This window comes from Plastoroseomonas arctica (genome assembly GCF_018128965.1).
Lineage (GTDB): Bacteria > Pseudomonadota > Alphaproteobacteria > Acetobacterales > Acetobacteraceae > Plastoroseomonas > Plastoroseomonas arctica.
Genome location: NZ_JAAEDH010000013.1, coordinates 49,210 through 62,230 on the forward strand (window position 1 = coordinate 49,210; position 13,021 = coordinate 62,230).

The window sequence follows — 13,021 nt, forward strand, 5'->3', positions numbered from 1 at the left end:
CGCGGGAAGAAGAAAGCGCCGGGGAAAGGAATTTCCCCGGACCCCATTCTTTTATTTTTATTCCTTGGCGCTGACCATGGGAGGGGGCGGCAGCGTCACGGCGTGCTCCAGAACGCGGGCGGCCTTCAAGACGAGGTCGTCGCGGTAGAGCGCTGCCGCCAACTGGACCGCGCGCGGCAGGCCGGCCTCGTCAAGGCCAATCGGCACAGTGATCGCCGGCTGGCGCGTCAGGTTGAAGGCGAAGGTCCAAGGGGCCCAATCCCGCCACAGCGCCTGCGCGGCATCGATCACCGGGCCGCCGATCGGCAAGGCCGCCGTCGGGGTCGCGGCCGTCAGAACCAGGTCGTACCGCTGGTGGAACCGCGCCATCGCATGCGCCGCCTCGATCCGCAGCGCATCGGCGGCGAGGAAATCCACCGCCGACATGCCCGCCTCGCGTGCCGCGACCTCGAGGATGCCCGCGTCAAGCAGACCATGCTGCTCGGGCGGAATGCCGGCCACCACCTTCGCCAGTGCCACGCCCCAGACGCGGCCGAAGATCGCGCGCGTGTCCGGCAGACCGGGGTCGGCCTCCTCGACCGCCGCGCCGGCATCGGCCAGGACCCGCGCGGCCAAAGCGAGCGCCGCCTCACCCTCCGCGTCGAGCGGCGCGTCGAACCCCCACCGCCGCACCAGCGCCACGCGCAGGCCGCGCACGCCATCCTCGATGCCGTCGCGCCAGTCACGTTTCTCGTCGGGCAGGCAGAAGGGATCGCGCGCATCGAAGCGCGCCATCACGTTGAGCATGAGCGCCGCATCGCGCACGCCCCGCGTCATCGGGCCCGCGCAGGCGACATTGGCGAAGGCACCCAGCGGCCACTGCGGCACCCGCCCAAAACTCGGCTTCAGCCCCACCAGCCCGCACCAGGCGGCGGGAATGCGCACCGAGCCCCCCGCATCCGTGCCCACATGCAAGGGCCCGAACCCCGCCGCCCCCGCGGCCCCCGCGCCGGAGGAACTGCCCCCCGGCGTGCGCTCGCGGTCCCAGGGATTGCGGGTGATGCCGTGCAGCGGGCAGTCGCCGGGCGATTTCCAGCCGAACTCGGTCGTCGTCGTCTTGCCGATGATCACCGTACCCGCGGATTTCAGGCCGAGGACCACCGGCGCATGCTCCGTGGCAGGCGTCGCCTCGGTGGTGCGGCTGCCGCGCCGCGTCGGCAGGCCCGCCATGTTGAGCAGGTCCTTCACCGTGGCCGGCACGCCGTCGAGCGGGCCGATCGGCCGGCCGGCCATCCAGCGCGCCTCGCTCTCGCCCGCCGCGCGCAGGGCCTGGGGGTTCATGCAGGCGAAGGCGTTCACCCAGGGGTTGAAGCGGGCGACGCGTTCCATCACCGCTTTCAGCACCTCCACCGGGCTGAGGGTGCGACGCGCGAAATGGGTCACCATCGCCTCGGCGGAGAGCAGGGCGGGGTCGGTATCGGGCATGGGCGAGGGTCTCCGGCTGGGGCCAGATTGGTCTGCCGCGCGCCATGCGTCGAATCTTCGCGAGACAGATCGCGGCGTCGAGGCGATGCTCGCGCCCATGCGATCGATGCTGTCCGCCCCCGTGCTGCGCGCGCTTGCCGCCTGCCTCGCCGCGCTGCTGGTCACCGCCGAGCTGGCCGAGGCGCGCGTCGGGCGCAGCGGCGGCAGCCGCGCCCTGCGCCAGCAGGAGGACGACCTCGACTTCCAGCCGGAAGTCTTCGCCCCCGCCGCCACGCCGCAGCCCGCACCGCCGCCGGAACCGCCCCCTGCCCCGGCCTTTCCGGTCACCATCTCCGGCTCGCTCGACAGCCTCGCGGTGATGGAGCGCGCCGGCGCGCAGGGACTGGGGCGGCGGCAGACCGCCACCAGCGCCACCGACCTCGGCATCAACCTGGCCTTCCCGGAGGGCTTCACCCTCGCCGCGCTGTTCCGCGCCGAACCCGTTCCGCAAACTTCGGCGAGCCAGGGCCTGCCGGCGCACGCGGCCTGGGTGGAGACGCTGGTGCTGCGCTGGGATATCGGCACCTGGACCTTCTTCGGGGGAAAAATCCATCCGCGCTTCGGCGTCGCATGGCAGCGCGCGCCCGGCCTCTACGGCGCCGACCTCGCGGCCGAATACGAACTGCGGGAAAAACTCGGCTTCGGGGTGCAGCTCGACATCCGCGAGCTCACCGCGCTCAACCCCGACTTCGGCATCCACATCCTGCAATTCGAGGTGTTCCGCGCCGACACCTCGCTGCTCACCGCCGGCGTCGGGCATCCGCGCTGGACCTCGCCCGAGGGGCGGCTGCGTTGGCGCAACGGCCGCGACCTGGGCGGGGCCGACAACACGCCGGGCATGGGCGGCTTCGCCCTCTCGCTGACCGGCAGCGACATCGAGATCCCGGGCGCGGAGGGCAGCACGCTCGGCTACGCCTTCTCCTACACGCGGCGCGAACCAGGCCAGGATGCGAATGCCGCGGAGCGCGCGCGGCGCGAGGATGGCCGGCTCGCCTTTCTGCGCGGCCATTTCGAGCTGCCGCTGAACCTGGTCCTCGAAGGCATGGGCGAGATCGCCCGGCTCGATGCGACGGAGGGATTTGCGGGACGGCGCACGCTGTCGACCACCGGCGCGATCACGCTGCGCCGCGGCGCCCTCGCCTTCAGCTACGTCCAGGCGGCGCGCAGCACGCGCGAGCTCGGACGGCCCGACAACATCCGCCAGCGCAGCGTGAACGCGACGCTCGATATCGGCGCGGCGACGGGGATCGAGATCCTGGGGCCGGTCTCGATCAGCCTCGACGCGCGCCAGACGGTCGAGGGTGGGCGGCGGAGCGAGGCGCAGGCCGCGGTGCTGCTCTACAGCGCAAGCTTCTGATCCGCCGCGGCAGCGCGCACGCAGGCCTCGAACACCGCAAGTGAATCGAAGGCCAGGTCTCGGCCATCCTCGGGCGTGAGGAAGGTGCGCACCGCACCCGCGATCATCAGGTTGTCGGGCAGGCCGAAGCCGCCGACCGTCAGGCCCGCCATCGGGTCGGGCACCGCGGCCACTTGCGCGGCCGAGCGCGCCGCGAAGGGTTGCGCGCTGTTCGTATAGCCATAGGCGGGCCGCCCGCGCCCGAGGAACCAGCCCAGCTCCACCAGCGTCCCGGCATCGGCAGAGGCGCCGCGGAACGGGGTGAGGTTCGCGATGACGATGTCGGCCGCCTCCATCATCGCGACATCCTTAGCGAAGATCGCGCGCCAGGCCTCCGCCTCATCCATCGCGGCGAGCGTCGCGATATCCTCGTTCAGCGGCGAGAGGCCGCGGATGCCGTGCCGCGCGCAGATGGCGAGTTTTTCTGCCGCATGCGCGCCGGCGTTGGGCAGGAACACGTCAGGGCCGGCGAGGTAGGCGGAGATCATGTCCCCCGCCTTTTCACGTTTCAGCCAGCGCGGCGCTCCAGGGCGACATGGCGTCGGTGATGCCGACGCGCTCGCCATCGGGCATCACGCGGATCAGGTTCGGGCAGGCGAAGTTCACCGGCATGGTGGCGTGCTCCACCTCGGTCACGCTCGCGCCCTCGGCGAGCAGCGCGCGGGTCTCGGGCGAGAGGCGGCGGTCGGCGGTGACACCCTCGGGGCCGCTGACGTCGATGCGCGGGTGGTGCGCGGCCTCTTCCGGGTCCATGCCGAAATCGGCGGTGAAGGCCAGCATCTGGAACACCGCCGCCATGATCCGCCGGCCACCGGAGGCGCCGGCGGCGATGATGGGCGCATCACCCTCGGCGAGGATCACCGGGCACATGTTGCACAGCGGCCGCTTGGCCGGGGCGATCGCGTTCGCCGCTTCGGGGCGCGGGTCGAACCACATGACGCCGTTGTTCATCAGCACGCCCGAACCCGGCAGCACCAGGCGGCTGCCCATCGACGAGAGCAGCGTCGTCGTCATCGCGACCATCAGCCCGTCGCCATCGACGGCGGTCAGGTGCGTGGTGCAGCTTTCCGCGGCCAGCGGCTCGGCATCGCCCAGGCCCGCGAGGCGCTCGGCATAGGCCGCGCGCGTCTCGGCGGCGAGGCGCGCATACCACGCGGCGGATGGCGCGCCGCCGCCGTAATCGGCATCGCGCATGCCGGCCAGGACGCGCTTCAAGGTCGGCGCCGCGGTCAGCCCATTGGCGAGGAACAGGCGCCGCCCGCGCCATTCCTGCTCCAGCGCCGGCAGCCAGCGCGCGGTGCAACCGGCGAGATCCTCGGCGCCGACAAAACCTTCGAGCGCGGCGAAATCCGCCGCGATCGAGGCCGCGATGTCGCCGCGATAGAAATCATCCAGGCCCGCCTGCTGCAGCCGCTCCAGCGTGGCAGCCAGGTTGCCCAGCTTGAAGAAGCCGGGGCTGCCCTGGTAGGGCGCGACGGGGGGCAGGCCGTTGGGCAGGTAGATGCGCGCGCTCTCGGGATAGAGCCGCAGCACGGATGCGCTGTTCGCGACCTTCAGCGTGGTGAACCAGTCCTGCGCCAACCCGCGCTTCGCATAGGCGACCGCGGGTGCCAGCACATCGGCGATCGGCAGGCGCCCATGCTTCGCGTGCAGCGCGGCGTAGCCCGCGACCGAGGACGGCACCACGCAGGAGAGCGGGCCGTGCACGTTCACGTCGCCCGCGACCTCCGGCCAGGGGAACAGGTCGAGCTTCATCTTGCCCGTCATGGGATAGGCGGAGGGGCGCAGGTTGCGCGGCGAGACGGGCCCGAAATCCAGCGTCTCGCAGGGCTGGCCCGGCGCCATCACCTGGGCGAAGCCGATGCCGCCCAGGCCGGAATTCCACGGCTCAAGTGCCGCCAGTGCGAAGGCGGTCGCGACCGCGGCATCGGCAGCACTTCCGCCGGCCTCGAGCATGGCCACGCCCGCCTCGGCCGCGCCGCGCGCCTGGGAGGCGACCATGCCGCCGCGCCCGCGCGCGGCCGGCTTGCGGATCTCCCAGTGCTGGGTGGTGTGCGGGGCGGGGATGAAATCGAGGGCCATGGCGCGGGTTCCGGAAGCGGACCCGCATCGTCCGGCCGCTGGGCGCCGACCGCAAGGGGGGCCGGCGCCGGCGCCTCAGTTCCCGCGTTCGGCCATCCTGCGGTGCAGGACGGCTTCGAAATCGACCACCATCACGGGCGCCAGATGCGTCTCCAGCCGTTCGACCGCCGCCGCCGCGTCGCGCGCCTGCATGGCATCGACGATGGCGTCGTGCTGGTCAGCCAGCATGCCGGTCCCATCCTCGCTGTGCACCAGGCTCCACAGCACCGCGACCTGTCGCGCGATGGCGGACCAGGTCGCGAGCAGCGTCGCGTTGCCGGTCGCGACGCAGATCGCGCGATGGAAGGCACGATCGGCCCGGCGCTGCACGGTCGGCTCGGCGGTCGCCGATGCGCGATACAGCCGCGCCGCCTCGCGCACCTCGGCGAGGGCCTCGTCGGAGGCATGCGCCACGCAGTCGCGCACCGCCATGGCTTCGAGCGCGCTGCGCACCCGGGCGATGCTCGCGGCCGTGGGATTCGTCACCGACATCAGCCGCATGCCGCGATAGGGGATGGAAATTACCACCCCCTGGCTCTCGAGCAGGCGCAGCGCCTCGCGCACCGGAACGCGCGAAATGCCGAGCTGGCGAGCAATATCGGCCTCGACGAGCCTGTCCCCAGGTAGAAAAACGCCTTCGGAAGCGGCGTCGATGATGAGATCGGCGGATTGGTCCACCAGTGTCCGTGGCTTCATGCTGAGCATTGGAACCTTTGCTCGGCGGAGCGGCGGAAGACTTGGTAATTGTATACGATCTGTCCCGGCAAGGGCACTGCTCCAGTTCGAATATTTGTAACTGAGCATGAAATTCGGGTTCTCGCGCGACATATGTTTCACCCTTCCCCTCTGCCTCGGCTTGCGTCAAAGACCGAAGTCTGACGCCCACACGCGGAGGTTTAAGTGATGCAGGTCACCAGCGGACTCGTCGTCGCACCGATTTTGCGGTCTTTTTGCGATAGCGAGGCCCTGCTGGGCACCGGCGTCGACCCTGCCGAATTCTGGGCGTCGCTCGAAGCGATCCTGCGCGATCTGGCCCCGGTGAACGCCGCACTCCTGGCCAAACGGGACGCGCTGCAAGCCGAAATCGATGCCTGGCACCGGGCCAATCCCGCCCGACCCGTCGATGCGGCCGGCTACAAGGCGATGCTGGAGCGGATCGGCTACCTGCTGCCCGACCCGGGTCCCTTCTCCGTCACCACCGCGAATGTCGATCCGGAGTTCAGCACCATCGCGGGGCCGCAGCTTGTCGTGCCGGTCAACAACGCGCGCTATGCGCTGAATGCCGCGAATGCGCGCTGGGGCAGCCTGTACGACGCGCTCTACGGCACCGATGCGCTGGCCCCCGTCAGCACCGTGCGCGGCTTCGACCCCGCCCGCGGCGCACTGGTCATCGCGGAGGCGCGGCGCGTGCTCGATGGTGCGGTCCCGCTCGCGGCCGGCAGCCATGCGGATGCGACGGGCTATGCGCTCAACGCCGGCGGCCTGGCCGTCACGCTGAAGGACGGCACCGCCACCGGGCTCGCGCGCCCGGCGCAGCTCGCGGGCTACACGGGCGAGGCGAACGCGCCGTCGGCGCTGCTGTTCGTGAACAACGGGCTGCACCTGGAGCTGCGCTTCGACCGGACCCATCCGATCGGCAAGACCGACCCCGCCGGCATCGCCGACCTGGTGCTGGAATCCGCGATCAGCACCATCATGGATTGCGAGGATTCCGTCGCCGCCGTGGATGCCGAGGACAAGGTCGCGGTCTACCGCGCCTGGCTGGGGCTGATGAAGGGCGACCTTTCCGCCGACCTGGAAAAGGGTGGGAAGACCATCACGCGCCGCCTCAACCCGGACCGCGTCTATCAGCGCCCCGGTGGCGGCGAGCTGACGCTGCATGGCCGCTCGCTCATGCTCGTGCGCAATGTCGGCCACCACATGATGACGGACATCGTGACCCTCGACGGCGCCGAGGTCCCCGAGACCATTCTGGACGCTGTCTTCACCGCGCTCATCGCGCTGCACGATCTGCGCGGCAAGCGCCTGAACTCGCGCGCGGGCTCGGTCTACATCGTGAAGCCCAAGCTGCACGGGCCGGAGGAAGTGGCCTTCGCGGACACGCTGTTCGCGCGCGTGGAGCAGGCCCTGGGCCTCGATCCCGCCACGCTCAAGATGGGCATCATGGACGAGGAGCGCCGCACCACGGTGAATCTCCGCGCCTGCATCAAGGCCGCGGCCTCGCGCGTCGCCTTCATCAACACCGGCTTCCTCGACCGCACCGGCGACGAGATCCACACCTGCATGGAAGCGGGTGCGGTGATCCGCAAGAACGACATCAAGGGCTGCGCCTGGATCAAGGCCTATGAGGACAACAACGTCGATGCGGGCCTCTCCGCCGGCCTGCGCGGCCGCGCCCAGATCGGCAAGGGCATGTGGGCCGCGCCCGACGCGATGAAGGCGATGCTGGAGGCCAAGATCGGCCATCCCCGCGCCGGTGCGAACACCGCCTGGGTGCCCTCGCCCACCGCTGCGACGCTGCACGCGCTGCACTACCACCAGGTCTCCGTCTCCGACGTGCAGGACAAGCTGCAGGCCGGCGGGCCGCGCGCGAAGCTCGCCGACATCCTCACCATGCCACTCGCCGAGAACACCAATTGGGCGCCCGCCGATGTGCAGGCCGAGCTCGACAACAACGTCCAGGGCATCCTGGGCTACGTGGTCCGCTGGATCGACCAGGGCGTGGGCTGCTCCAAGGTGCCCGACATCCATGATGTGGGGCTGATGGAGGACCGCGCGACGCTGCGCATCTCCTCCCAGCACATCGCGAACTGGCTGCGCCACGGCATCTGCACGGAAGCGCAGGTGCAGGAAACACTCCGCCGCATGGCCGCCGTGGTGGACCGCCAGAACGAGGGCGACCCGCTCTACACGCCGATGGCGCCGGGCTTCGACGGCGTGGCCTTCCAGGCCGCCTCCGACCTGATCCTCAAGGGGCGCGAACAGCCCAACGGCTACACGGAATTCGTGCTGACTGCGCGCCGGCGCGAGGCGAAGGCGCGCGCCTAGCCCGGGATGCGCGCGATCACCTTGATCTCGAAGTCGAAGCCCGCCAGCCAGGTCACGCCCACCGCCGTCCAGTTCGGATAGGGCGCGGTGGGAAAGGCGCGCGACCGCACCGCAGCCACCGCCGCCATTTGCGCCGCCGGATCGGTGTGGAAGGTCGTGACATCGACGATGTCATCGAAGCCGCAGCCGGCCGCCTTCAGCACGGCGGCGAGATTGTCGAAAGCGCGCTGCACCTGCGCCTCGAAGTCGGGCTCGGGCGCGCCATCCTCGCTGCTGCCGACCTGGCCCGAGACGAACAGAAGATCGCCCGAGCGGATCGCCGCCGAATAGCGATGGATGTCGTAGAGAGCCTGCCGTGCGGGTGGGAAAATCGCGTCGCGTTGGGTCATGCTTCGATGTCCTGATCCTGGGTCACCGGGCGCGCGTCGCGCGGACGGCAAGGCTCGAGCGCCGCAGGTGGGTCGGCACGCGGGTCACGGCAAGCCACGATGCCGCGACGCCCGCCGCGCCACGCGCCAGACGCATGGCCCCAGCCCTGAGCCGCGCGTTCGTCGCCCTGGCAACTTGCCGCGCGCGATGACAGTTTGATGCCGTCACACCAGGACCGATCCATGAGCGGCAGCCCCACCCGCGGCGTTGCGATCTCCGCAACCCTCCTCATCACCTGCGCCGTGCTCTGCGCCGCATTCGCGATGGGCGTGCGACAAAGCTTCGGCCTTTTCCTCGCGCCGATGACCGAGGCGCGCGGCTGGTCCACCTCCGACTACGCCTTCGCGCTCGCTCTCCAGGTGCTCATCAACGGCATCGCGCAGCCCTTCTGCGGGCAGATCGCGGACCGCATCGGCGGCCGCGCCGTGGTGATGGGGGGCGCCGCCCTCTACGCGCTCGCGACCATCGGCATGGCCGTGACCGAGAACCTGGGCCTCTTCACGCTCTTCGCGGGCCTCGGGATGGGCATCGCGGTCTCGGCCGCCGGCATGCCCGTCATCATCGCCTCCCTCACCCGCCAGCTGCCGGACAATTTCCGCGGCCGCGCCGTCGGGCTCGGCACCGCGGGCTCCTCCTTCGGGCAGTTCTTCGTGGTGCCCATCGCAGCCCAGGCTATCGCCTTCATCGGCTGGCAAGGGGCGATGCTGTTCCTCGCCGCGCTCACGCTGGTGATGATCCCGCTCGCGCTGCCGCTCGCGAACTCGCCGCCCAAGCCCTCCCTCGCCGCCGGCGACAACGAAAGTGCGGGCGACGCCCTCAAGCGTGCCTTCCGCTCGACCACCTTCTGGTGCCTGTTCTTCGGCTTCTTCGTCTGCGGTGTGCACGTCAGCTTCCTCACCGTGCACCTGCCCGGCTTCGTCCACCTGTGCGGCCTGCCGCTCTACGTCGGCGCCGGAGCGATCAGCCTCATCGGCCTGTTCAACATCGCAGGCTCGCTCGCCGCCGGCGAACTCGCGCAACGCTGGCGCCGGCGCGACCTGCTCATCGCCATCTACACGCTGCGCGGCATCCTGATGACCGGCTTCCTCCTGGTCGAGAAAACCACCACCACGGTGCTGATCTTCTCCGCGCTCATGGGCATCCTGTGGCTCTCCACCGTCCCGCCCACCGTCGCCCTCGTCGCGCGCAACTTCGGCACACGATGGCTCGCCACACTGTTCGGCATCATCTTCCTCGGCCACCAATTGGGTGGCTTCACCGGCGCCTTCCTGGGCGGCATCGTCTTCGACCGCACCGGCAACTACGACCTGATGTGGACCTTCGGCATCGCCGCCTCCGCCTTCGCGGCACTCATCCACATCCCTGTCAACGACCCCAAGCCCGTCCCGGTCGCGGTGGCGGCGGAGTAGGAAGGGTAGCAAGGCGGGGGGCTCCGCCCCGTGGTTCTTCCCTTCACCGCCACTTCGGCGCGTTGGGATCGCCGTTGCGGCCTGATGCGATGGCCCAGGCTCGGAGCATTTGCGCCAGGCTTCTCTCGACGCTGAGATAAGTCGCGCAGCCGAGATCAACTCGGCTCGCCCAATGGGGGCCGCACCTCTTCACCGCAGTGCGAAGCGGTTCCCGGGCACCTTCAGCCCCAGATTCTGCCGCAGCGTCGCGCCCGCATACTCGGTGCGGAAGATGCCGCGACGCTGCAACTCCGGGATAACCAGGTCGCAGAAATCCTGTAGCGGGCGCGGGTAGTGATTGCAGATGATGCAGAACCCGTCCGCCGCCTCTGCCTTCAGCCACGCCTCCATCTCCGATGCGATGTGGTCGGCCGTGCCCACCACCACCCGGTGACCCTGCGCGGCACTCACCGCGCGCGCGGTCTGGATCAGGCTGAGATTGTCCTTGCGTGCCATCGCCATGATCAGCGCCTGGCGGCTCTTCGCGGAGTTCGCCTCCGGCAGATCCGGCATCGGTCCGTGCAGCGGGTGGCTGTAGATGTCGATGCCGCGCGTGAACCGATCGAGTGCGGCGAGTGCGACGTCATCGGGCAGCAGCGTCTGGAGCTCCTCGTACTTCTCGTGCGCCTCGGCCTCGGTGCGGCCGATGACGGGCGTGAGGCCGGGCATGATCTTGATGTCGTCGGGCGTGCGGCCGAAGCGCGCGGTGCGGCCCTTCACATCGGCGTAGAATTCGCGCGCTGCCTCGATCTCGGTCTGCGCGGTGAAGACCACGTCGGCGGTGCGCGCGGCGAGCTCGCGTCCGGGTTCGGAAGACCCCGCCTGCGCCACCACCGGCCACCCCTGCGGGCAGCGCGCCACGTTGAGCGGCCCGCGTACCTTGAAATGCTTCCCGGCATGGTCGAGGAAATGCATCTTGTCGCGGTCGAACCAGATGCCCGACGCCTTGTCGCGCGGGAAGGCGTCCTGCTCGAAGCTGTCCCACAGCCCGGTGACGACCTCGTAGAATTCCGCCGCGCGCTCATACCGTGTTGCGTGCTCGACATGCTGATCGAGCCCGAAATTGCCTGCCTCGTCCTCGGTCTGGGAGGTGACGAGGTTCCACCCCGCGCGGCCCTTGGAAATATGGTCGATCGTCGCGAAGCGGCGGGCGATGTTGTAGGGCTCGTTGTAGGTGGTCGTCGCGGTGGCGATCAGCCCGATATGCGTGGTCCCAACCGCAAGTGCGGCGAGCGTCGCCGTGGGTTCCAGCTTCACGATGCGCGACAGGCGCGTCCGCGTCAGGTCGCCGGCCTTCAGTGCGTCGCTGCCGGCGACGGCCACCGTGTCCTGGAAGAAGATGGTGTCGAACTTCGCGCGTTCCGCCATCTGCGCGAGGCGCATGTACCAGTCGAAATCCATGTCGGTTTCGGGCACCGCGTCGGGGTGCCGCCAGCCGGCCAGGTGGTTGCCCGGCACCGATAGAAAGGCACCGAGCTTGAGCTGCTTCATGGGACGGTGGCGGTCCTGATCGACGTCGCCATCGTATAGGCGTCGCCGCGCGGGGCAAGGCGGATGTTGGACCGGACGCCCCAGGCGGAGCGCACCCAGAAGACCGGGATCACGGGCAGTTCCTCCATCACCCGCCGCGTCGCCGCCCGCGTGAGCGCGGCCCGCTGCGTGTCGTCGAGCTCGCTCTCGATCCGCTCCAGCAGGCCATCGAGCACCGGGTCCGCGTTGCGCCCGCGGTTGGACGCGCCATGGCCGAGCGTCGCATTGGGCGTGCGAAGGATGGTGTTCATGCTCTCCGAGGCGAGGCCGCTGGTGGAGGCGAAGATCGACATCGACGCCGAGAATTCCGGCTCGTTCTGCGCATAGCCGGTGCCCGCGCGGCGGAAGAACACCGAGGTCGGCAGCGTCTCCACAATGGTGCGCAGGCCCACCGCGGTGAACATCTGCCCGATCGCCTGGCAGGTGCGCGCATCGCCGGCGAAGCGGTCGGCCGTGCATTGCAGGGTCAGGCCGAAGCCGCCGGGATAGCCGGCCTCGGCCAGCAGGCGCCTCGCGAGGCCAGGGTCATAGGCGGGCAGGCCGAGGTCCGGATCATGGCCGATGAAGTTGGGCGGGGTGACCTGCCCGGCGGGTTCGGCCCCGCCTTCCATCGCGCGCGTGGCCAGGGCCTGGCGGTTGATCGCGTGGCTGAGCGCGCGGCGGACGCGCACGTCGCGATAGGGGTTGCGGTTCAGCGGCTGGCCGTCCGTGGTGGTGACGAAGGGCGCGACGTCCCGATAGACGTCGAGGAAGATGTAGAAGTTGAAGCTGGTCGTGGCCACCACCAGCCGCGTCCGCGCATCCTCGCGCACGCGCGGCTGCAGCGCCGGGGGCACCGCGTCGATGACGTCCACATCATCGGCGAGAAGGGCGGCGACGCGCGCGCTGTCATTGGGGATGAAGCGGTAGGTGACGCGCCGCCAGGGCTCGAGCGGCGCCCAGTGCCGCTCCGCGCGCTCGATCACCACATCCGCACCCGGCGTGTAGCGCACCCAGCGAAACGGGCCGGTGCCGATCGCCGCGCGCCCGCCATTCCAATCCGCCTCGCTCGCCGCCTCGCCCACCGCGGCGGCCGAGACGATGCCGACGCTCGCCAGCAGCGAGGGCAGCATGGGTGCGGGACCGCCGGTGCGCAGGATGACGGTACGCGCGTCGGGCGCTTCCATCGTGGTGATGGCGCGGACGTTCTGGCTGTAGGTGCGGATGCCGCGCGCCTCGCGCGCGCGCTGGATGGAGAAGATCACGTCCGATGCGTGCAGCGGCGTGCCATTGTGGAAGGTGACGCCCTCGCGCAGCCGGAATTCCCAGGTGGTGGCATCGATCAGCCGCCAGGATTCCGCCAGGCCCGGGATTGGCCGCTGATACGCGTCCTGGAAGACCAGCGGCTCATAGACATGCAGCTGCACGTTGCGGTTTGGGCTGTAGCTCTGGTGCGGGTCGGAGCCGTCGATCGCGGCCTTCATGCCGATGCGCAGCTCCTGCGCGGCGGCGCCGCCGGCCAGCACCAGGAACAGGGCGATCGTGCGGGCAAGCATGGCGCGGCCTT

The 13,021-nt window shown here is 70.1% G+C and carries 10 protein-coding genes; 3 read left to right on the plus strand and 7 right to left on the minus strand.

Going from position 1 to position 13,021, the window contains the following annotated elements:
* Positions 1-57 precede the first annotated feature (57 nt).
* Entirely contained in the window at positions 58-1,464 is a 1,407-nt protein-coding gene (locus GXW79_RS12360) for an amidase (protein ID WP_211874701.1), read from the minus strand.
* 97 nt (positions 1,465-1,561) lie between these two features.
* Between GXW79_RS12360 and GXW79_RS12365 the strand changes: the two genes are divergently transcribed.
* On the plus strand, positions 1,562-2,860 hold the full coding sequence (locus tag GXW79_RS12365) for a hypothetical protein (RefSeq protein ID WP_211874702.1): 1,299 nt from the start codon (positions 1,562-1,564) through the stop codon (positions 2,858-2,860).
* Here GXW79_RS12365 and GXW79_RS12370 read toward each other — a convergent pair.
* The 3 genes from GXW79_RS12370 to GXW79_RS12380 form a co-directional block, all read right to left on the minus strand.
* On the minus strand, positions 2,842-3,387 hold the full coding sequence (locus GXW79_RS12370) for a nucleoside 2-deoxyribosyltransferase (protein WP_211874703.1): 546 nt from the start codon (positions 3,385-3,387) through the stop codon (positions 2,842-2,844). The two genes, GXW79_RS12365 and GXW79_RS12370, sit on opposite strands and share 19 nt — an antisense overlap.
* 13 nt (positions 3,388-3,400) lie before the next feature.
* The gene (locus GXW79_RS12375; protein ID WP_246503959.1) at positions 3,401-4,981 is read right to left on the minus strand and encodes a gamma-glutamyltransferase; all 1,581 of its coding nucleotides are present in this window, start codon (positions 4,979-4,981) and stop codon (positions 3,401-3,403) included.
* A gap of 75 nt (positions 4,982-5,056) precedes the next feature.
* Positions 5,057-5,716, minus strand: coding sequence for a GntR family transcriptional regulator (locus GXW79_RS12380; protein ID WP_211874704.1), 660 nt, complete (start codon positions 5,714-5,716; stop codon positions 5,057-5,059).
* 207 nt (positions 5,717-5,923) lie between these two features.
* Here GXW79_RS12380 and GXW79_RS12385 point away from each other — a divergent pair, with 207 nt between their 5' ends.
* On the plus strand, positions 5,924-8,068 hold the full coding sequence (locus GXW79_RS12385) for a malate synthase G (protein ID WP_211874705.1): 2,145 nt from the start codon (positions 5,924-5,926) through the stop codon (positions 8,066-8,068).
* Here GXW79_RS12385 and GXW79_RS12390 read toward each other — a convergent pair.
* Positions 8,065-8,457 (minus strand): RidA family protein, encoded by a 393-nt coding sequence (locus GXW79_RS12390; protein WP_211874706.1) that lies wholly within the window; start codon positions 8,455-8,457, stop codon positions 8,065-8,067. The genes GXW79_RS12385 and GXW79_RS12390 overlap by 4 nt on opposite strands.
* Positions 8,458-8,679: 222 nt before the next feature.
* Here GXW79_RS12390 and GXW79_RS12395 point away from each other — a divergent pair, with 222 nt between their 5' ends.
* Positions 8,680-9,906, plus strand: a complete 1,227-nt coding sequence (locus GXW79_RS12395) for an MFS transporter (RefSeq protein ID WP_211874707.1) — start codon at positions 8,680-8,682, stop codon at positions 9,904-9,906.
* A gap of 189 nt (positions 9,907-10,095) precedes the next feature.
* Here the strand turns inward: GXW79_RS12395 and GXW79_RS12400 are convergent, their stop codons facing one another.
* Together GXW79_RS12400 and GXW79_RS12405 are read right to left on the minus strand one after the other, a co-directional pair.
* Complete coding sequence (locus tag GXW79_RS12400) at positions 10,096-11,436, minus strand: LLM class flavin-dependent oxidoreductase (RefSeq protein WP_211874708.1); 1,341 nt, start codon at positions 11,434-11,436, stop codon at positions 10,096-10,098.
* Positions 11,433-13,010 carry an ABC transporter substrate-binding protein gene (locus GXW79_RS12405; RefSeq protein WP_211874709.1) on the minus strand — a complete coding sequence of 526 codons (1,578 nt, stop codon included), beginning with the start codon at positions 13,008-13,010 and terminating at the stop codon, positions 11,433-11,435. Before GXW79_RS12405 ends, GXW79_RS12400 begins: the two co-directional genes overlap by 4 nt.
* Positions 13,011-13,021 lie beyond the last annotated feature (11 nt).